The sequence below is a fragment of the Nocardioides luteus genome (assembly GCF_000960475.2).
In the GTDB taxonomy this organism is placed as follows: domain Bacteria; phylum Actinomycetota; class Actinomycetes; order Propionibacteriales; family Nocardioidaceae; genus Nocardioides; species Nocardioides luteus_A.
Genome location: NZ_JZDQ02000016.1, coordinates 62015 through 81845 on the forward strand (window position 1 = coordinate 62015; position 19831 = coordinate 81845).

22 protein-coding genes are annotated in these 19831 nt (G+C 69.7%); 8 read left to right on the forward strand and 14 right to left on the reverse strand.

Annotated features, from left to right (window positions below):
- Window positions 1-4 precede the first annotated feature (4 nt).
- From UG56_RS12865 to UG56_RS12880, 4 genes are read right to left on the reverse strand one after another with little or no spacing between them, the layout of a single operon-like run.
- Window positions 5-1519: an amidohydrolase family protein gene (locus tag UG56_RS12865; protein ID WP_052693562.1), complete on the reverse strand. Its 1515-nt coding sequence runs from the start codon at window positions 1517-1519 to the stop codon at window positions 5-7.
- A complete protein-coding gene (locus tag UG56_RS12870; protein WP_045548947.1) occupies window positions 1501-3087 on the reverse strand; it encodes an FAD-dependent oxidoreductase in 1587 nt (528 codons plus the stop codon). The genes UG56_RS12865 and UG56_RS12870 overlap by 19 nt, the downstream gene beginning before the upstream one ends.
- Complete coding sequence (locus tag UG56_RS12875) at window positions 3077-3973, reverse strand: alpha/beta fold hydrolase (RefSeq protein WP_045548946.1); 897 nt, start codon at window positions 3971-3973, stop codon at window positions 3077-3079. Before UG56_RS12875 ends, UG56_RS12870 begins: the two co-directional genes overlap by 11 nt.
- Entirely contained in the window at window positions 3970-4824 is an 855-nt protein-coding gene (locus UG56_RS12880) for an alpha/beta fold hydrolase (RefSeq protein WP_045548945.1), read from the reverse strand. The genes UG56_RS12875 and UG56_RS12880 overlap by 4 nt, the downstream gene beginning before the upstream one ends.
- 137 nt (window positions 4825-4961) lie before the next feature.
- On the opposite strand from UG56_RS12880, the gene UG56_RS12885 reads away from it, so the two are divergent.
- Window positions 4962-5564, forward strand: coding sequence for a TetR/AcrR family transcriptional regulator (locus UG56_RS12885; protein ID WP_256206603.1), 603 nt, complete (start codon window positions 4962-4964; stop codon window positions 5562-5564).
- Window positions 5565-5690: 126 nt separating this feature from the next.
- On the opposite strand, the gene UG56_RS12890 is transcribed toward UG56_RS12885, so the two are convergent.
- The 3 genes from UG56_RS12890 to UG56_RS12900 all read right to left on the reverse strand — a co-directional run bounded on the left by UG56_RS12890 (window position 5691) and on the right by UG56_RS12900 (window position 7769).
- On the reverse strand, window positions 5691-5915 hold the full coding sequence (locus UG56_RS12890; RefSeq protein WP_045548943.1) for a DUF2630 family protein: 225 nt from the start codon (window positions 5913-5915) through the stop codon (window positions 5691-5693).
- Between the two features lie 61 nt (window positions 5916-5976).
- Window positions 5977-6633 (reverse strand): response regulator, encoded by a 657-nt coding sequence (locus tag UG56_RS12895; RefSeq protein ID WP_045548942.1) that lies wholly within the window; start codon window positions 6631-6633, stop codon window positions 5977-5979.
- Window positions 6630-7769: a sensor histidine kinase gene (locus UG56_RS12900; RefSeq protein ID WP_045548941.1), complete on the reverse strand. Its 1140-nt coding sequence runs from the start codon at window positions 7767-7769 to the stop codon at window positions 6630-6632. Before UG56_RS12900 ends, UG56_RS12895 begins: the two co-directional genes overlap by 4 nt.
- A gap of 159 nt (window positions 7770-7928) precedes the next feature.
- On the opposite strand from UG56_RS12900, the gene UG56_RS12905 reads away from it, so the two are divergent.
- Window positions 7929-8390: a DUF6326 family protein gene (locus UG56_RS12905; RefSeq protein WP_143055019.1), complete on the forward strand. Its 462-nt coding sequence runs from the start codon at window positions 7929-7931 to the stop codon at window positions 8388-8390.
- Here UG56_RS12905 and UG56_RS12910 read toward each other — a convergent pair.
- Window positions 8385-9272 carry a hypothetical protein gene (locus tag UG56_RS12910; RefSeq protein ID WP_218145210.1) on the reverse strand — a complete coding sequence of 296 codons (888 nt, stop codon included), beginning with the start codon at window positions 9270-9272 and terminating at the stop codon, window positions 8385-8387. The two genes, UG56_RS12905 and UG56_RS12910, sit on opposite strands and share 6 nt — an antisense overlap.
- A 118-nt stretch (window positions 9273-9390) precedes the next feature.
- Window positions 9391-9936: a winged helix-turn-helix transcriptional regulator gene (locus tag UG56_RS12915; protein ID WP_045548939.1), complete on the reverse strand. Its 546-nt coding sequence runs from the start codon at window positions 9934-9936 to the stop codon at window positions 9391-9393.
- A gap of 136 nt (window positions 9937-10072) precedes the next feature.
- On the opposite strand from UG56_RS12915, the gene UG56_RS12920 reads away from it, so the two are divergent.
- The 5 genes from UG56_RS12920 (at window position 10073) to UG56_RS12940 (ending at window position 14269) form a co-directional block, all read left to right on the forward strand.
- Complete coding sequence (locus UG56_RS12920; protein WP_045548938.1) at window positions 10073-10558, forward strand: PaaI family thioesterase; 486 nt, start codon at window positions 10073-10075, stop codon at window positions 10556-10558.
- Between the two features lie 31 nt (window positions 10559-10589).
- Entirely contained in the window at window positions 10590-11429 is an 840-nt protein-coding gene (locus UG56_RS12925) for an MBL fold metallo-hydrolase (RefSeq protein WP_045548937.1), read from the forward strand.
- 79 nt (window positions 11430-11508) lie between these two features.
- A complete protein-coding gene (locus UG56_RS12930; RefSeq protein ID WP_045548936.1) occupies window positions 11509-12504 on the forward strand; it encodes an SDR family oxidoreductase in 996 nt (331 codons plus the stop codon).
- 13 nt (window positions 12505-12517) lie between these two features.
- Window positions 12518-13333 carry a helix-turn-helix domain-containing protein gene (locus UG56_RS12935; RefSeq protein WP_045548935.1) on the forward strand — a complete coding sequence of 272 codons (816 nt, stop codon included), beginning with the start codon at window positions 12518-12520 and terminating at the stop codon, window positions 13331-13333.
- An 87-nt stretch (window positions 13334-13420) separates the two neighbouring features.
- Complete coding sequence (locus UG56_RS12940; protein ID WP_071327058.1) at window positions 13421-14269, forward strand: SDR family NAD(P)-dependent oxidoreductase; 849 nt, start codon at window positions 13421-13423, stop codon at window positions 14267-14269.
- 4 nt (window positions 14270-14273) lie between these two features.
- On the opposite strand, the gene UG56_RS12945 is transcribed toward UG56_RS12940, so the two are convergent.
- The 3 genes from UG56_RS12945 to UG56_RS12955 are packed head-to-tail and all read right to left on the reverse strand — an operon-like array spanning window position 14274 to window position 16427.
- The gene (locus UG56_RS12945; protein ID WP_045550528.1) at window positions 14274-14879 is read right to left on the reverse strand and encodes a flavodoxin family protein; all 606 of its coding nucleotides are present in this window, start codon (window positions 14877-14879) and stop codon (window positions 14274-14276) included.
- Window positions 14880-14919: 40 nt separating this feature from the next.
- Window positions 14920-15402, reverse strand: coding sequence for a hypothetical protein (locus UG56_RS12950; protein ID WP_045550527.1), 483 nt, complete (start codon window positions 15400-15402; stop codon window positions 14920-14922).
- Between the two features lie 23 nt (window positions 15403-15425).
- On the reverse strand, window positions 15426-16427 hold the full coding sequence (locus UG56_RS12955; protein WP_045550530.1) for an NAD-dependent epimerase/dehydratase family protein: 1002 nt from the start codon (window positions 16425-16427) through the stop codon (window positions 15426-15428).
- Window positions 16428-16567: 140 nt separating this feature from the next.
- On the opposite strand from UG56_RS12955, the gene UG56_RS12960 reads away from it, so the two are divergent.
- Window positions 16568-17746 carry an alcohol dehydrogenase catalytic domain-containing protein gene (locus UG56_RS12960; RefSeq protein ID WP_045550526.1) on the forward strand — a complete coding sequence of 393 codons (1179 nt, stop codon included), beginning with the start codon at window positions 16568-16570 and terminating at the stop codon, window positions 17744-17746.
- Here UG56_RS12960 and UG56_RS12965 read toward each other — a convergent pair.
- Both UG56_RS12965 and UG56_RS12970 read right to left on the reverse strand, forming a co-directional pair.
- The gene (locus tag UG56_RS12965) at window positions 17736-19076 is read right to left on the reverse strand and encodes an NAD(P)/FAD-dependent oxidoreductase (RefSeq protein WP_045550525.1); all 1341 of its coding nucleotides are present in this window, start codon (window positions 19074-19076) and stop codon (window positions 17736-17738) included. The two genes, UG56_RS12960 and UG56_RS12965, sit on opposite strands and share 11 nt — an antisense overlap.
- Entirely contained in the window at window positions 19060-19809 is a 750-nt protein-coding gene (locus tag UG56_RS12970) for a hypothetical protein (protein WP_045550524.1), read from the reverse strand. Before UG56_RS12970 ends, UG56_RS12965 begins: the two co-directional genes overlap by 17 nt.
- Window positions 19810-19831: the final 22 nt, after the last annotated feature.

The window sequence follows — 19831 nt, forward strand, 5'->3', positions numbered from 1 at the left end:
CATCTCAGCGCCGCTTGGCCGAGTGGGCGAGCATGGCCCTGAACACCCTGTTGTCCAGGCCGCGGACCTGCAGGGCCTTCCCAACGACCCGAGCCCCGATCGCAGAGGCTCTGTCCAGTGGAAATGCTGCCCGGACGTACGTGTATGCCTGCTCGAGGCTCTGCTGGGTCGCGGCCGTGAGGATCCGATCGGCTGCCTGCTGAAGACGTGCCTCGATCCCGTGCCAGTCGGCACCCACCAGTCTCCCGTCCCGCTTGAGGATCCGGCCGTCCACCATGACCAGCTCGACGTCGCCCGCTCCGGCCTGTACGACGACGGTCTTGACCGGGTCGAGGAGAGGCGACAGGTGGTGTTCGGCGGTCCGCACCAGGATCAGGTCGGCGCGCTTCCCGATCTCCAAGGTGCCCACCTCGCCGTCCAGCCCGGCCGCGCGGGCGCCGTCAATGGTGGCTGCTCGTAAGGCGTGCTCCGTGGTCAGCTGCAACCGCTCAGGCATCACTCTGTGCTTGCCGAGCTTGTCATGGGCGGCCATCCGCCCGGCGGCCAGTGCCAAGCGCATCTGGGTGAACAGATCCCCCGAGCCTCCCGACACGATGTCAACCCCCAGGCCACAGGCCACTCCTGCGTTCCGTGCGCTGGCCCAGATCGGCGTCCCCATGCCCATCTGCATCTCGCTCTCCGGAGTCATCGAGATCGACGCTCCGACGCTCGCGATTCGTGCCAGGTCGCGGTGACTGAGCACGTTGCCGTGCACGAAGAGTGTGCGGTCGTCGACCAGCCCCTTGGCCAGCAGTCGAGAGACGTAGCGGGTGCCGCGGGCGAACGGTCCGTTGGCGACGTGGACCGAGAACCGATGCGCGTCCAGTCGCCGGGCAAGCTCCACCTCCGGGACGGTGTAGTGCAGCGGGGCGAAGAGGAAGTCGCTGCCGGTGATGCCGAACCGGATCAGACCATCGTCGGCGGGCAGCCTCTCGGCGCGAAGCCTCTCCGCGTCTTGGTGGCGCCAACGGGAGCTGAAGGTTCGTTCGGTCTCGAGGGGCACGTCGGCGTCAGCCACGTCGGGCAGGCCGTAGCAGTAGACGGCCCGGATGCCGGCCTTCTCCAGACCTGTGAGCAACGCGTCGGCATGGTCCGGGGTGGCGACCAGGTGGGCATTGTCGACCACCGTTGTCACACCGGCGTTCAGCGCGTCGAGCGCACCGGCGTAGTTGCCCAGTTCCGCGTCACCGGCGGTGAAGTGCGGTGCATAGCCGTAACGCACCAGGGCCATGTAGTCGTACAGGGTCCCGTCGGCCAAGGTGGCTCGCAGGAGCGACTGCCAGGTGTGCCGGTGGGTGTCGACCATACCGGGCATGACGATGCCAGCGCGCGCGTCGATCACCTCGGCATCGGTGACGCCGAGATCCTGCCCGATCGCGGCGATCCGGCCGTCCTCGACCAACAGCTGGTTGAGTCCGGGCGGAGCCGGTTCGGCCACCGTCAGCAGGTTGGCGTTGGTGATCAGTACGCGTCGGGACATGGATCCACCTCGGACCGGGTGCGGCCCCCACGTGGCAGCGGGGTCAACAGGGAGATCGCGGCATGCGTCTTGCTGACGATGTCTCCCGAGGCGATCGAGGCGAGGTAGCCGTCGGGGCGTACCAGGAGCAGCGTGTCCTCGTCGATCCCGTACGAGTCGCGGAAGCTTCCGTTGGCGTCGGTCAGAACGAGATCGACGGCCGAGGAGTCTGCGTCGATGGCCACCGTCCTCAGGGCCGCGCCTGCTGCTGGCCACTGGATCTCGCTCAAGGCATGAGCTGCTCCCTCGCCGTAGGCGACTGCGGTGAAGTGGGGGCCTCGGTAGACATCGAACATCGTGGTGGGCTTCCACTCGGCGTCGACCATCTCGGCGTCGGGCGCGCGGTCGCCGGCGTTGAGGCGACTGGTGGTCTGGTCGCCGGCGGCGGCCAGTGGGCCGCCTCGATAGGTGATCGCGAGCTGTTGTTCGTCCTTGCCGCGACGGATGCTGGTGGGGTCGAGCTTGCCGATGGCCTCGTACTTCTTGGTCGACAGGCCGAGGACTCCGGCTGCGATGGGCTGGCGCTCGGCCTCGTAGGAGTCAAGGAGGGCGTCGTCAGCTCCCGCGAGGACTTGGCCGAGCTTCCAGCCGAGGTTGTAGGCGTCCTGGATGCCGGTGTTGAGGCCTTGAGCACCGGCGGGGGTGTGCACGTGCGCTGCGTCCCCGGCGATGAAGACCCGGCCGTGGCGATAGGCGCTGGCGAGCCGGATGTTGGGGCGGAACACCGACCGCCAGCGGATGTCGTGGAGCTCGACGCCCGGTGCGTGGGTGTGGGCACGGATGCGGGCGTTGATCTCGTCGAGATCGGTGGGCGGGTCCTCGTCCGGCGCGAGCCGGACCATCCATTGGAAGAGGTCGCTGTCGGGCAGCGGGCACGCCGCGACGAAGCCTCCACGGAGGCGGGGCCACATGTGCCACCGGTTGCGTGAGAGGCCCGTGGTGGTGGCGTCGACGATGAGGATGCGGTCCTGCTCGTCGGTCGACCCGATGAAGTCGATGCCGAGTGCGGAGCGAGTCGTGCTCGCACCTCCGTCGGTGCCGACCAGGTAGCGGGCGGTGACGTGTTCCATGCCGGCGCCGGTGGCGAGGGTCGCGGTGACCGCGGTGTCGTCCTGGGTGAATCCGGTGATCGCGGTGCCGTACTCGACCTTGCCGCCCAGCTCGACGAGCCGAGCGTGCAGCGCTGCGTCGGTGGCGAACTGAGGAATGAGCCACGTGTTGGGGTAGGGAACGTCGGCGGTGGCCGCGCGGTTCTTCATCATGCTCCACGGGATCACGACGCGGCCGAGGTGGAGACCGAGCTTGGGATACAGGCTCCCGTGGTCGAGGACGGCCGAGAGGACGCCGAGATCGTCGAGGACCTCGAGTGTCCGGGGTTGGAGTCCCTTCGCGCGGGACCCTTCGAAGGAGTGCGGTGCCTTGTCGACGATCCGGACGTCGAGGCCGCGACGAACCAGGTCGATCGCCAGGGCCGAGCCGCTCGGGCCGGCACCGGCGATGAGTACGTCGATCACGGTGTCACCTGTCATTGCTCGAGCCGTTCTGCTGGTGGGTGGTGAACGACGCGACCAGGTGCGCTACCTCGTCGGGCCGCTCGAGTGGCGTCATGTGCCCGCACTGCCTGATCACGTGGCACTGTCGGGGCTGCAGGAGTGTGCGAGCCTCGTCGAGGCCGGCAATCGGGGTGACGTGGTCGTCGTCGCCCCAGAGGAGCATGGTGGGAATGCCCGAGTGGCCGGTGCTTCGGAAGAGCTCGGCCCGTCCGTGGAGGGGCAGATTCTGCAGCGTGGAGAACAACGCGTACATGGAGCCTTGGTAGCGGAACGCGTCATGCACCATGCGCGTCAAGGCCACCGCGCTCGCGTCGTCTCGCACGTTGTGGCCCAGGTGGCTGTCCAGGAGTCGCCGTCCGAGTCGTCGGCCGACGAAGACGGCAGCGTGATCGCTCTTGAAGAGCCAGCGGCTCGCCGGAGCGGCGGCCAGCCCTGCCGGCCCGGCAAGAGTCAGGCTCTTGATGTCCGAGCGCCCCGCCACGTACGCCATGGCGATGATCGCGCCCATCGAGGTCCCGACGACGTGGTGAGGCGGGAGTCGAAGAGAGTCCACGAGTTCCGCGACCTGGCCGACGAAGAGCGCCTCGTCGTAGTCGCACGTCAGTCGCTGCGAATATCCGCGTCCGTAGGCGCTGAACGCGAGCGTTCGCAGTCCCAGGCCGTGCAGATGCTCGACCAGACCGTCCCAGTAGAACAGCGGAACGGTCAATCCTCCGGTGAGGACGACGGTCTCGCCGTCCGCGGGGCCGGTCAGCTCGTAGTGGGTCACGCCGTGGGACAGCTCGACGAAGCTTCCGCGCAGGTCATCAGTCACCTGCTCGTCGAGGACGAGGTCCTCTCCCTCACCGACGAAATATTTCATGGTCGTGACCCGTCCTGTCTCGTGCGATCGCTGTGGGGGTCCGGGTTGCCTCCCAGGAAGTCGCGGATCCGCGCGACGACCCACTCCGGGTCCTCTTCGGGCAGCAGGTGACCGCCCGTCGGGTGGCTCACCTCGACCGCCCCCGGGATGTCCCGGCCGAAGTGCTGACCGTCGACCGACACGCTGCGAAGCACGAGCGTCGGGACGGCGACACGAGGAATCAGGTGGCTGCGGTCCTCCTGGTCCGTGTTCGCGAAGTCGACGAAGGCGGACCGATTGCCGGGAAGGCTCATCATGGCGTGGACGCGGTCGACCATCGCCTCGTCCACCATCGACGGTCGACCGACCAGAGCGCGAAGGTTCCGCTCCGTCGCCCGCCTCGGAAGCCCGCGCCGCAGCAGTGGCCGGAGGATCGGATTACGGGCCAGCCGTATGCCCATCGGGAGCGACTTCTCGGGATAGCCCGTGGCGTTGATCAGCACCAGGCTCTCCACACGGGCGGGAACGGCCAGGGCAAGGTTCCAGCCGATGTTCCCGCCGAGCGAGTTGCCGACGACCGAGAAGCGTTCCAGGCCCAGCTCGCTCATGAACCCAGCGACCGTGTCGACATACGTCGACACCCGGTAGTCCCGGTCGGGCCGCGGCCCGGTGAACCCGAAACCAGGAAGGTCCAGGGTGATGACGTCGAACGACGTGGACAGGCGCGCCGCGACACGCTCGAACCCGTGGATCGACGACGCACTCCCGTGCAGCAGCAGAAGCGCGCGTCCGCTGCCGGAGCGCTTGAAGTGCAGTCGCAGGTCGCCGACGACGGCGAACCGAGAGTCCGGGTCAACAAGGGGAAAGTTCATAACGGATACAGTGTTGTCGTTATTACTGAACCGTGTCAACACCTATCGGCTACGATGTAACCGATATGAACGCGCGCTCCGACTCCGCCAGCACCAGCCGCACGCGCGGCCGTCCTCCTGTCCCCAAGGAACGGATCGTGGCGACAGCGCTGAAGATCGTCGACGAAGACGGTGCCGACGCGCTCTCGCTCCGCGTACTGGCGCAACGGCTGGACTCCAGCACCGCGACCCTGTACCGACACTTCTCGAACCGGGCCGAGCTGATCAACCAGGTGATCGACCACACCTTCGGCAGCGTCCCCGTTCAGGCTGATGAGCTCCGAGGCCTCGGCTGGGAGGAAGCGTGCCGGGCCATGGCCACGTGGATGTTCGAGAATCTCCGGAGCCATCCGAACGTGGCGCCCCTGCTCCTCGCCCAGGTGCCCACGGGTCCGAATGCGTTGGCATTGCGGGAGGTCGCCCTCCAGGTGCTTCTGGACGCCGGCTTCTCACCATCGGTCGCAATCCGCTGCTACGCGACGCTCGCGCGATTCGTCCTCGGCTTCGCCATCCAGCTCAACGGCGAGGACCCGGAAGACGCGGCACTCGCCGAGGTCTACGGGAAGTCAGGCGAGAACAGCCTCGCAGCCACAGCCGCCGTGGCCGCGTTCGTCCCGGTCCCCCTGGATGAGGAGTTCAGATTCGGCCTCGACCTTCTGTTGACCGGACTGGCCCAGCAGCGATCACGCCACGAGCCCTGATCCTTTGCCACTAATCGGGTCGCACCCGCCGGGTGTCGTAGGCCCACATCGCGATCTCGATGCGGTTGCGAGTGCAGGTGCCGACCTTTCCTCGGTCGCTGCACCACCTCGAAGCCCGTCGTGGCGTCAGGAGAGGTACTTCTCCACAGTCTCCGCAGGACGCACCTGCGCCTCGGACTCGGGCTCGCCGAACTCCCGTTTGGCGCGCCTCTGGCGGAGCAGATCCCAGCACTGGTCGAGCTGGGTCTCGAGCTCGCCGAGCCGCTGAGTGTCGCCGCCCGACCCGGACCGGAGCTGGTGCTCCTCATCCACGAGCGCGCTGATCCTGGTGATGATGTCTTCGTCGGCCATGGGTCCACGATGGCACCTCCAGGGAGGTTGTCACCAGCGTTGGGGTCAACATGGTGCTTCCCTAACCGGCCCGCACCCGTCTGGTGTCGTAGGCCCACATCGCGATCTCGACGCGGTTGCGGGCGCCGAGCTTGGCCATCAACGACGCGACGTGGCTCTTGACCGTGCTCAGGCCGACGAAGAGCTCGGTGGCGATCTCGGCGTTGGTCCGGCCCCGCGCCACCAAGGCGAGCACCTCCTCCTCACGCTCGGTGAGCGGGTCGAGGGGCTGGACCGGCGAGGCCGGGGTCTGCTCGGCGAAGGTCGCCAGCAGCCGGCGGGTGATGTTGGGGGCGATCAGCGCCTCCCCGCTGGCCGCGGCGTGGATGGCCTGCACGAGGAGCTCGGGCCCGGCGTCCTTGAGCAGGAAGCCGCGTGCGCCGGCGCGGAGGGCGCCGAGGACGTACTCATCGAGGTCGAAGGTGGTGATCACGACGACCGCCATCGGGTCGCTCACGTCCGGGCCGGCCAGGCGCCGGGTCACCTCGACGCCGTCGAGCCCGGGCATCCGGATGTCGACGAGGAGTACGTCGGGACGCAGCCGGGTCGCCAGGTCGAGTGCTTCGATCCCGTCTGCCGCCTCCCCCACGACCTCGAGGCCGGGTTGTGCGCCGAGGATCATCACGAGCCCGGTCCTCACCAGGTCCTGGTCGTCGGCGACCACCACACGGATGCTCATGCCCGCACCTCCGCCGGCAGCACGGCCTCCACCACCCAGCCACCCTCGGGCACCGGACCCGCGTCGAGCGACCCGCCTAGGAGCTGAGCCCGTTCGGCCATGCCGAGCAGACCGAATCCGGGCTGCGGGGCCGGTCCCGGCTCGGTCCGGCCGTCGTCGCTGACGCGCAGCCTGACGACGTCGCCCTCCCGGCATACGTCGATCCCGACACGGGTGGCACCCCGGGCGTGGCGTACGGCGTTGGTCAGCGACTCCTGCGCGAGCCGGTAGAGCGCGGCGTCCACGGGTCGGGCCAGCCGGGTCAACGAACCGGTCAGCGAGACCTCCACGGTGGGCGTCGCGTCGGCATGCGCCAGGGCGGGCAGGTCGGCGACCCCCGGTTGAGGCGAGTAGGCGACGGCTTGCTCCTCCCGCAGCACCCGCACCATGGATCTCATCTCCGCCAGGGTTCGCGACGCCTCGGCCTCGATCGCGGCCAGGACCTCGGCAGCCTTCTCGGGCTGGAGGGCGGCGACCACGCCACCGGCCTGTGCCTGCACCGCGATGGCCGAGACGTGGTGGGCCACGGTGTCGTGCAGCTCGCGGGCCAACGCCACCCGCTCCTGATTGCGGATCTCGCGTTGTTGGCGCCGCCAGAGGTCGGCGCGGTAGCGGAACACCACCGCGAGGGCGACGACCAACAGCAAGAGGACCGTCCCGCCGAAGACGTCCGCCCAGCCGGCGGAGGAGGCGTACATGCCCAGCACGACCACGACCGTCACGAACGCCGTCCCCGGGACGATCTCCCGCCCTGAACCCCATCGCACCAGGGCGTAGAGCAGGACCAGGTCGGCCATCATGGCGTAGAGGCCTAGGTCCCCGGCGTGCACGGCCAGCTGGAGGACCGAGAGCAGCCCGGCGACGCCCCACCCGATCATGGCGGCGATCAGCGGACGGTCCCGCCGCCAGAGCAGGGCCGGCACCAGCGCCAGGGCGAGCACCGTCACCAGGGGCCGCAAGGCAAGGCCCGGCCGGACGATGCCCTCGACGAGCACGGAGGCCGCGAACGCGCCCACCAGCAGCCGGTCGAGGCGACCGACGGGCGGGGCGTCAGCGGGCCGCGGCTCATGCCAGAGGGAGCGCCGGACAGGTGTCACGGACCCAGCCTAGGGATCGGCGGGCCGCGGCGTACCGGCCGAAAGTACGAGAGCGAGACCGTTCCATCGGCCGGCGAGCTCCGGCCTCGGGTCCGATGTGCCCGCTGCCGGGTTCGGCGAGCGTGGACCCACCGATCCTCGACGACAACGGAGCCCATGATGAGCACATCTCAGACCGCCACGCTGGACGACCAGCCCGCCCCGGTACGCGCCAGGCTGGCCGCAGCCTGGACCAGCTTCATGTTCCTGTACGCCTACGTGGACATCCTCAACTTCTTCACGCCCGGCGTCGTCGACGACATCCTCGATGGCAAGGTCTTCGAGTTCGATCTCTCCCAGACCTTCTCGACCGCGGCCCTGGCCCTCGTGGCCATCCCCGCCCTCATGATCGTGTTGTCGATGACCCTGCCCGCCCGGGCGGACCGCATCACCAACCTGGTCGTGGCCTCGCTCTACGTCCCGGTCACGGTCTTCAACCTGGCGGGCGCGTCCTGGCTGTACTTCTACGGTCTCGGCGTCGTGCTGGAGCTGGCCCTTCTCGCGCTCATCGTGCGGTACGCCTGGACCTGGCCCCGCACCACGACCGCACCGCGACCGCACCGCCCGGCGACAGCGCTATGACGCGACGCGGACGCCGGTGATGGCGAACCGCTCGACGCCGGCGACATGGCCACCGGTCGAGACCGCGATGGTCAGTACGCCGCCCGCGGGTGCGGCGAACGGCATCGTGGTCGACCACGGGCTGTTCTGCCCACCTGCAGGGATGCCCGGGGAGTGGCCGACCTCGCCGGTGCCCAGTCGCAGGACCCGGACTACGAGGCTCTCGTCCACCCCGGTGATCCTGCCGCCGACGGCCATCGGCGACGTGACCCTCGCGCCGTAGCGCGGGGTGGTCAGCGACAGGGTGCTGTCCTTCGTGCCGACGACCTCCCACGGGGCGTACGAACCGGTCCCGATCTTGGCCAGGTGCAGGACCGCCGCCGTGCTGGGCTTGCCGTCGGGCAGCCGGAGGCCGACGTCGACCCAGGCCTCGTCGTCGGAGATCGCCACCCGCAGCACCCGGTTGACCTCCTCATAGCCGAGGTAGCCCTGGGTGAACCGCCGTGCCACCAGCCCCGCATCGAGATGCCACGGCTGGTGCCCACCGTCGCGATATGCCTGCTGCCACACCGCCGCCTCCTCGACACCGGCGAACGGCCACAGCGGCTGATAGCCGAACCGCGCGGGCGGCGTCGAGGTCGGTTCCGTGGGCGTCGGTTCCGTGGGCGTCACGCTCGGGGTGGCCGACTCGGTAGCGGTCGGGCTCGTGGACGGCGTCGCGGTGCTGCTCGCGGATGGTGTCGGAACAGCGCCACGGTCATCGCTCTCCGAGCGCACGACAACGACGATGAGCACGGCAACCGCAACCGCGAGCACGGCCGCGACGGCGGTCAGCGCCCACATCCACCGGCGGCTGGTGCGCGCGGACTCATCCGGCTTGTTGGAAGGACCTGGTTGGGTCACGTGGATCACCCCGTGACGAACCTATTCCGAGCGGCCGCCGCGTCTCAGTGCCGTTGGTCCTCCGCGCCACTGACCAACGGCCTGGCGCTCCAACACCTCGACCCGGGCGAGGGCCTCCTCACTTCGAGCCGCGACGCAGACCAGCGAGGGCGTACTCCTCGCCCTTGAGCCGGACCGCAGCGCGATCCACGGGCACCTCATGGCCCTTCTCGCACGTCACCACAGCAGAGAGCGATGTGCCGCAGTCGCGGTGGACCAGCTCGACGCCGGTCCGATGGTCGTCTCGCAATCCTTCGCCCCACTCGACCAGGGCGACGACGATCGGGAAGAGCCCGCGACCGCGTTCGGTCAGGACGTACTCATCTCGGGTGCGCTTGCCGGCCTCGCGATACGGCCTGCGGTCGACGATCCCGTCGGCGTACAGCTGCTTGAGCCGCCCCGCGACGACGGCCTCGCTCAACCCGGTTCGACGGGCGAGCTCGTCGAACTTGCTCCCGCCGTAGAACAGCTCCCGGACCACCAGCATGGCCGAGCGAGTGCCGATGACGTCCAGCGAGCGCTCGATGCGGCACCAGCCCTTCGCGGGCCAGTCGTCACGGTCCGAGAAGGCTCCCAGGCGCTCGAGGACGTCGGTCGAGCCAGCCGCGCTGTCGTCGTGATCCATGACCTCATCCTACCCCTGGCTTTGCCTTTCACAAGTCAGGGTGTACGTTCTGGCTATGGTTTATATGAGCCAGGGTCTCGGGTCACGTGCACGGCCGGCGGAGTTGCCAGCGCCACCATCATCGAGAGGATCCGACATGCCGCACCGGGAACGCACCTACTCCTGGGAAGACCCGAAGGTCTTCGTCGATGCCGCCGCCGGCCTGAGCGGCCTGGAGTTCCTCGGCAAGATCGGGAGCGGAGAGCTGCCGCTCGTCCCCGCCGGAGCGACGACGAACATCCTCCCGGTCGCCGTCGGTGACGGCTGGGCGGAGTTCGAGATGCAGCCCGAGGAGTGGCACTACAACCCGATCGGGTCGGTCCACGGGGGGATGCTCGCCGGTCTTGCCGACTCAGCTCTTGGCTGTGCCGTCCATACGAAGCTCCCCGCAGGGACCGGATACACGTCGCTCGACCTGAACATCAAGTTCACCCGGGCCGCCAACCTCGACAGCGGAGTGCTCCGCTGCCGCGCAGACGTCGTCACCATCGGTCGCCGCACCGCCACCGCCGAGGCGCGGGTCGTCGACAGCCACGGGCGGGTCGTGGCGCATGCGATCGCCACCTGCCTGCTCTTCACGTAACCACACACTCATCGATCAACATGGAGTACCGATGTCCGGAAACCTGTCCTACGAGGTCTTCATCGCCGACCCCATCCCCCAGAACGTCACCGACCTCGTGCCGAACGGCGACAAGCGCGAGTTCTCGCCGCTCTCGATCACGCTGATCTCCGGCGATCGGGACGCCGTCCTCGTCGATCCGCCGATGACGATCGCCCAGACGGCCACCGTCGGCGACTGGATCGAGTCCACCGGCAAGAACCTGACCCACATCTTCGCCACCCACGGCCATGGGGACCACTGGTTCGGCTCCGCCGAGCTCGCCGAGCGGTTCGGCGCCGAGGTGGTGGCCACCGCCGGGACGATCGAGCAGATGCATCGCAACCTCGCCATGCGCGAGTTCTTCTGGGATGCGCTCTTCCCGGGCCAGATCCCCGCGACCGACGTCGTGGCGGCGGAGGTGACCGGCAACACGATCGATCTCGAGGGGCACTCGCTCACCGTCATCGAGGTCGGGCACACCGACACGGACGAGACCAGCGTGCTCCATGTCCCGGATCTCGACCTGGTCGTCGCCGGCGACGTCATCTACAACGGGGTGCACCAGTTCCTGCGCGAGGCGCAGGGCGACGGCATCAACGCCTGGCTCCGCGCGATCGACACCGTCGAGTCGCTCCACCCGCGGGTCATCGTGGCCGGCCACAAGAACAAGGCCCTCGATGACGACGCGGAGCGGACGATGCGCGAGACGAGGGACTACCTCAGGTCGGCGGCAACGCTCCTGACCGAGCAGGCCACCGCCCTCGACTTCTTCAACGCGATGCTCGAGTGCTTCCCCGCTCGGCTGAACCCGGGAGCGCTCTGGGGCGGGGCGACAGCTCTCTACACCTGACCGGGCTCATCCTGTCCCTGGGAGTACCAGTGCCAAGCGGGCCTGGGCCCCGGCACAGAGCGTGCCCATGATGGAGGACATGTCCAAGGTTCTCGTCACCGGAGGCTCCGGCTTCCTCGCTGCTCACACCATCGCCCGCCTGCTCGTCGACGGGCACGAGGTCTCGACCACGGTCAGGCGGCTGGACCGCAGCCCGAGCGTCATCGAGATGCTGCGTACGGCCGGCGCACCCGACGCCGACAGCGTGAGGTTCTTCGCGACCGATCTGACGGCCGACGACGGCTGGGAAGAGGCCGTCGACTGCCAGGACTTCGTGCTGCACGTGGCCTCGCCCTTCCCCGCCGACGATCCGGAGGACGAGAACGAGCTGATCGTTCCCGCCCGCGACGGAGCGCTGCGCGTGCTCCGGGCGGCGAGCGACAGCGGAGTCAAGCGGGTCGTCCTCACCTCCTCCTTCGCGGCGATCGGCTATGGCGCGGCGGACCCCGAGCACGTCTTCGACGAGGCCGACTGGACCGACCCGGACACGGCCGGACTGGCCGCCTACATCAAGTCCAAGGCGATCGCCGAGCGCGCCGCGTGGGACTACATCGACCAGGAGGGTCGCGGCACCGAGCTGACCGTCATCAACCCGGTCGGCATCTTCGGCCCCGCCCTCGGCCCGGACTTCTCCACCTCGATCGGGATCATCAAGATGATGCTCGACGGCACCATGGCCGCCGCCCCGCCGGTGTGGACCAACGTCGTCGACGTCCGCGACGCAGCCGACCTCCACGTACGCGCGATGACCGCGCCCCACGCCGCCGGCCAGCGCTATCTCGCCGCTGCGGGAGACCCGATCTCCTTCCAGGAGATCGCCGATGCGCTTCGGGCGAACCTCGGCCATGCCGCCGCCAAGGCCCCGACGGAGACCGCCACCGAGTCGACCGGCGCGCAGCAGCTGCCACCGCCCGGCATGATCCGCAGGATCAGCACGGCCAAGGCCCGTACGGAGCTCGGCTGGACGTCCCGCTCCAACGAGGAGGCCATCGTGGCCGCCGGCGAGAGTCTGGTACGTCTCGGGCTCCTCGGATAGCTAGCCTCATCTCATGGAGCCCACGTCCGAGACCCTCGGCGACTTCCTGCGCGCCCGCCGCGAACACCTCTCCCCCGAGACCGTCGGGCTCCCCGCCGGAGCCCGGCGGCGCGTACAGGGTCTGCGTCGTGAGGAGGTGGCGATGCTCGCCGGCATCAGCGCCGAGTACTACATCCGTCTGGAACAGGGCCGCGACCTGCATCCCTCCGACCAGATCCTCGACAGCATCGCCACCGCCCTCCAGCTCGACGACGACGCGGCCGCCTACCTCCACCGGCTCGCCCACCCGGCGCCGGCTGCGCGCAGGAAGCGGCCCCGCCAACCGGCCGGCGTGAACACCCAGATGCAGGCCCTCCTCGACGCGTGGACCACCACGCCGGCGTACGTCCAGGCCCCGTCGTCCCGGATCGTGGCCGCCAACCGGCTCGCCGTCGCCCTCTGCCCCCACTTCGCGGTGGGGAAGAACCCGCTGCTGGCGATGTTCCTCGAGCCCGAGATGCGGCTGCTCTACCCCGACTGGGAGGCGGTCACCGCCAAAGCCGTCGCCGCCATCCGCGCCATGGTCGCGGTCGACGACGCCGACCCCGAGGTCGTCGAGGTCATCGGCGAGCTGAGCATCGGCAGCGAGAGGTTCCGTACGCTCTGGGCCCGCCGCGACGTCCGCAGCCGCGCCGTCGGGCCGACCCGCTTCGACCACCCCGTCGTCGGCGCCCTGGAGCTGAACTATCACAAGGCCGTCCTGCCCGACACCGGCCAGATCCTGGTCGTCTACCACGCCGACCCCGGCTCGAAGACGGCCGAGAGCCTCCGGCTCCTCGCCAGCCTCTGATCTCCTCCGCTGTCGCGCTGGGACAAGTTCTTCGTGCGTCGTCCGCGCGGGCACACTCGTGGGGTGTCCGACGAGAAGGAGATCACCATGACCACCGCCACGGGCCCCGCTTCCGGCGCCCTCGTCACCGGGGCAGGCCGCGGCCTGGGCCGGCAGATCGCCGCGCTGCTCATCGAGCGCGGCCACACCGTGCTGGTCACCGACCTCGACGAGGCGGCCGCACAGGCCGCTGCCGAGGAGCTGGGACCGAACGCGATCCCCCGGGTCCTCGACGTACGTGACGCCGCCGCTGTCGACGCCGCCCGTGACGCGCTGCTCACCCACGCCGACCGGCTCGACGTCTGGGTCAACAACGCCGGAGTGCTCGTCAGCGGGCCGGCCTGGACACAGGCTCCCGACACGCGCCGGCTGATGCTCGAGGTCAACGCCCTCGGCACGATCAACGGCACCGTCAGCGCCATCGACGCCATGCGCGCCGGCTCCGGTGGTCACATCGTCAACATCGTCTCCCTGGCCGGCATCACCGCCGTCCCCGGCGAGGCCGTCTACGCCGCCTCCAAGCACGCGGCCATCGGCTTCAGTCTCAGCACGCTCGCCGACCTGCGACTGGCCGGCGTCAAGGACATCGACATCTCGTGCGTGTGCCCCGACGGCATCTGGACCCCGATGCTCTACGACAAGCTCGAGGACCCCGCCGCCGCACTCTCGTTCTCCGGCAAGCTGCTCCAGCCCGAGGAGGTCGTGGCGGCAGTCGGCCAGGTGCTCGACCGGCCACGACCGGTCAGGACGGTGCCCGGCTGGCGCGGGATCCAGGCGCGGCTCGCCGACGCGATCCCCCGGCTAGGCCTGAGCGCGGCGCCCGTCGTCGTGGCCCAGGGCCGCCGCGCCCAGAGACGGCTTCTCGCCCGGGCCGCGCGTGACCGCGACGTGAGCTGACGAGCTACTCCGCCGGATACGGCGACTCGGCGAGCAGCCCGGCGAGATGGGCCAGGTGGCGGGCCAGGGTCCTGGTCGTCCCCGCGGTCGCCTCCGGCGTGGGCGTCTTGTCCTTGTAGTCCACGCCCTGCATGGCCTCGCCGACCCAGTACGTCGCCCCGGCGGCGGGGATGGTGAAGCCGACGTCGCTGAGCGCCTGGCAGAGCTCGGCGGTGACGTGGTGGGCGCCGTCCTCGTTGCCGACGACGCCGATCCCGGCGACCTTGCCGTACGTCAGCATCCGGCCCTGGTCGTCGGTCTCGCTGAGCTCGGCGTCGAGGCGCTCGAGCACCATCTTGCAGACCGAGGAGGGTTGACCCAGCCAGATCGGGGTCACCAGCACGAGCACGTCGGCCGCGAGCATCCGCTCACGCAGCTCCGGCCAGGCGTCGCCGTCGCCCTCGTCGGTGCGCACGCCGAAGCGCACGTCGTGGTCGACGACCCGGACCATCTCACCCTTCACATCGTGCTCCATGAGGGCCGCGAGGATCTGGGAGCCGAGCAGCGCGGAACTGGACTCACCGGGTGAAGGCTTGAGGGTGCAGTTCAGGATCAGGCAGCTCAGTGTCATGCCACCAGGTACCCGTGGGCACCACCCTCATGCACGGCCCTCAGGCACCGACCACGGCACGGGCCACCCGCAGGTGCAGGTCCTCGAGCCGGGCGAGCTGGTCGTCGGCGCGACGGATGAGCTCGTCCAGCTGCTGTCGGTCCAGACGTACGTCATCGCCGCAGACCTCACGTAGCAGCTGCCACCCACCGCGCTTGCCGAAGACCGCGTCGCGCAGCGCCTCCACCTCGAGCAGGTCCGAGAGCGGTGAACGCCGCACCACCCGCCCGTTGGGCTTGAACCGGCCGGCGAACTCGAGGGCCCGGCCGGTCGCGGTGGCGATCAGCGACGGGGTGGCCCCGGTCGCCAGGATGATCTGCCGCAGGGACTCCCGGTCCTCGTTGATCTCCTTCGACAGCCGGCGTACCCGGGCGGCCACGTCGGGATCGGAGTGCGAGCGGCCGACCCGCGCGAACATGGCGGCCCCGGCGCTGGAGCCCGCCCAGTGGTGCTGCAGGTAGGCGTGCAACAAGTCGTCGTTCATCGGTGCTCCTTCTCCCGGGGGTGTCAGGGACGTAACGGCGGAAGCTCGCTGCCGGCCTTCTCCGGGATCCCGGAGATCACCGCCTCGAGGGCGTCCATGGCCGAGTGGCGCGGTCGCCAGCCGAGCTCCGACTCGGCGCGGGCGGTCGACATCAGCGGCAGCTGCATGACCGCGTCCAGCAGGCTGCCCGGAACCTGCGCCAGCCGGGCGTGCCAGGCCGTGTCCAGGCCGTGGCGCACGAAGTTCGGCGGGACCTCCACGGTCCGAGCACCCATCAGCTCGCCGATCTCGTCGCGGCCGATCACCCCGGCGCCGGCGAGGTTGAACGCACCCGACACCTCCGTGGTCGCAGCGGTCGCCAGGGCCCGGCCGACGTCGCCGGCGTGCACCGCCTGCATCCGCAGTCCTGCGGGCACCGGCACCACCGGGATCCGCCGCCGGTCCAGGAGCGCCGGCCTGGCGAGCGGGCCGCCGAAGATGCGCCGCTGCTCGCTGGCCGCCGAGCGCTGGAACACGAACGCGGGCCGGACCCTGACCAGCCTCACCTCGGGGTGGGCGCAGGCGAAGGCGTCCAGAGCCCGTTCGACGTACGCCTTCTCCCGGCAGTACGCGGCAGCCGAGGCGCCGTCGGTCTCCCAGGTCTCGTCGACCGGATCGTCGTGGTGCACCGGCGAGTAGGCGGCCACCGAGGAGGCACACACCAGCGCCGGGACGCCGGCCCGGGCCACCGCCTCCAGGACCCGGCGCGTACCGACCGCGTTGGTCTCCCAGGTCTCCTCGGGACGATGGGTCGGCTGGAACTTCCAGGCGAGGTGGACGACCGCGTCGGCGCCTTCCAGGACCGGCTCCAGGTTGGCCGTCGACACGTCGGCCTGACGCCATTCGACGGAGGCCAGGTCGCTGGCCGACGGGCCGCTCGGAGCCCGGCGGGCGACACCCACGACCCTCGCGGCGCCGTCGGCGGTCAGCGCCCGGAGCGCGGCGCTGCCGAGGTTTCCCGACGCACCGATGACGACGACCTTCATGTTGTCCACGCCTTCCCTGCGGCTGATCTGCGATGTGCCTCACCGGTACCCATCTCCACCGCGTTCAGCACTGTCCGACGGGCTGGAAGGGCCGGATCGGGGTACCGCGAGGGCGACCCCGATACCGAGGAGGCACATCCATGAAGGCGGTCACCTGGCAGGGCAAGCGCGACATCCGGGTGGAGGACGTCCCGGACCCGCACATCGTCGAGGACGACGACATCATCGTCGAGATCACCTCGACCGGACTGTGCGGTTCCGATCTCCACCTCTACGAGGTGCTCACCGGCTTCATGACGCCCGGCGACGTGGTCGGGCACGAACCGATGGGTATCGTCGCGGAGGCCGGACCCGGCGTCCACGAGGTCAGCGTCGGTGATCGCGTCGTGGTGCCGTTCAACATCAGCTGCGGCACCTGCTGGATGTGTCGGCACCGGCTGCACTCACAGTGCGAGACCACCCAGAACCGCGACCAGGGCACCGGCGCCAGCCTCTTCGGCTACAGCTCGCTCTACGGCCAGGTTCCCGGCGGACAGGCGGAGTTCCTCCGCGTCCCCTTCGGCAACCAGCTGCCGATCAAGGTCCCGCACGGTCCTCCCGACGACCGGTTCCTGTTCCTCTCCGACGTCCTGCCGACCGCGTGGCAGGCGCTGCAGTACGCCGACCCCGAGCCCGAGGACACCGTGCTGGTCCTCGGAGCCGGTCCCATCGGCGACATGGTCGCCCGTTTCGCGATCGCGGCCGGCCACCGCGTCCTCAGCGTGGACCGGGTCCCCGAGCGGCTCGCCCGGATGCGGCTGCAGGGCGCCGAGACGATCGACCTCGAGGACGGCGACGTCGCCGAGCAGGTGCGCGACCGTACCGACGGACGCGGCGCGGACGCCGTGGTCGACGCCGTCGGCATGGAGGCCCACGGCTCGCCGGTCATCGAGGGGATGACCAAGCTGGTGTCCCGGATGCCGGGCGCCGCCGGCCGCGCGGTCATGCAGACCGCCGGGGTCGACCGGATGGCCGCCCTCCACACCGCCTTCGACGCCGTACGCCGCGGTGGCACCATCTCGATCGCCGGCGTCTACGGCGGCGCGCTGGACCCGTTCCCGATGATGCAGCTCTTCGACAAGCAGGTCGCCATCCGCATGGGCCAGGCCAACGTACGCGCCTGGACCGAGGACCTGCTGCCCTTCCTCGCCGTCGACGACGACCCGCTCGGCGTCGACTCCTTCGCCACCCACCACCTCCCCCTCACCGAGGCTCCCGAGGCGTACAAGTCCTTCCAGGAGAAGGCCGACGGGATGGTCAAGGTCGTCTTCAACCCCTGAGCCGGGCGTGGCGCCGGCTGCCGTTGACCATGTCGGTGAAGCGGTCGTAGGCCCAGATCGTCCTGAGTCCGGCGCGGCTCATCATCACCGGCCGCGGGAACTTCGGTTTGTCCTGCCACACCGTCCGGAGGTCCTCGGGCAGCTCGCCGTCGACGATCGCGTCGGCGATGAGCGTCCCGATGTAGGGCGCCTGGGCCAGGCCGTGGCCGTTGCAGGCGATCGAGTAGTAGATGTCCTCCCCCATCCGGCCGGCGAGCGGTAGCCACGAGGAGGTGATCGCGATCCAGCCACCCCAGGCCCGCTCGATCACCACGTCGGCCAAGGACGGGAAGCGCGTGGCGAAGGCGCCGGCCAGCTCCTCGACGAGCCCCGGGTCCGGCACCTTCTCCGGGAGCGGGTAGCTCGTGCCCCGCTCGAGGCGGCGTACGCCGAACACGATCGTGTTGCGCGGCGTGAGCCGGTAGTTCTCCATGATCGCGTGCTGCGTGACCAGGCCCATGCCGCTGGTCCAGCCCAGCGCGGCCAGCCGGTCGGGGGCGATCGGCTCGGTCTCGACCTCGATGACGTAGATGGGCACGGAGAGGTGCTTCGGGGTGATGTCCCACTCCCCCGCGAAGGCGTTCGTGGCCAGCACCACCCGGTCGGCCCGGACCCGGCCCCGCGGGGTCGTCAGTACGACCCGGCCATCCGCGCGCGTGACGTCGGTGACCTTGGTCTGCTCGAAGACACGTGCGGACGAGTCGAGCAGGACCTGGCGCATGCCGAGACTGAACCTGCCCGGGTTCATCCTTCCGCCGACGACCTCGCGCATGCCGCCGACGAAGCCGCGCGGGATCCCCAGCTCGGCGGCCGTACCGACCTCGACGTGGCCGCCGGCGCGGGTCACGATCTTGGCGACCCGTCGCACCCGGCCCATCTGGCCGCGCGAGACCGCGGCGAACGCGTTGCCGGTCGCCTCGTACTCGCAGTCGATGTCGTGCTTCGCGATGAAGTCCTCGACGTGGTGGGCCGCGTGCTCGGCGAGCCGCATCATGCCCGGCATCTTCCTGCGCGAGAGCAGGTCGAGCAGCTGGAGGTCGCCCCCGGGAGCTCCGGCGAGCTGGCCCGCGTTGCGCGAGCTGGCGCCGTGGCCGCAGAACTCGGCCTCCACGAGCACCACGTCCTGACCGCGCTCGACGAGCCGCAGGGCGGTCGACATCCCGTTGATGCCGCCGCCGATGACGACGACCCGGCAGTCGAGGTCGCCCTTCAGGGCAGGTCGCACGTCGGCGGGCGGGTCGACCCAGCCGCTGAAGGTGGCGTACTCGACGTGGTCAGTGGGCGTGGGCATGGGTCAGCTCCCGGGGGTCGGTCCGCTCGTTGTGCTCGTGCAGCGCGCGGTAGGCGAAGAGATAGGTGAACAGCTGCAGCCCCCACACCGTGAGGGCCAGCGTGTAGAACAGCGCACGGTCCTCGAGCGGGTCGACGGAGGGCGGGAACGGGAAGAAGTCGTAGCTCAGCGCGATACCGGTCGCTGCCAGGCTGACCAGCAGGGTGGCGACGGCGACCCTCGTCGCGCCGATGTCCCACAGCCGCTTGGTGACGTACACCAGGAAGATCAGGGTCAACAGGTTCACGACGAGATAGATGGTCGCCGGTCCGGGGTAGAGGATGTGGTGGCCGGCGTCGTCGACGTGGTCCTGGAACTTCGGCTGACCGAGGTAGAGCCCCGCGCCGATGCCGATGGCGAAGATCGCGACGTCGACCGCCTTGCTCGACCTGTGGCGGTGGGTCACCGCCAGGAAGGCGACGACCAGCAACAGGGTGACGCCGACCGAGCGCGAGAAGGCATCGAGGAAGAAGGCCACGGAGTACTGCAGGCTGGCCTCACCTGCCTCCTTGTCCTCGGGGAAGCGAAGCGCCCAGACCAGGAAGTTCACGCCGGAGGTGGCGATGATGAACCACTCGATGCCGAGCAGGTAGTTGCGGTACTGCCGGATGAACTTCCAGCCGGCCCAGTAACCGCCGGCGATCATGATCACGTCCCCGATCAGGAATGTCAGGGCGTAGATGTCGTCTCTCATGTCTGTCTTCTCTCCTTCATGT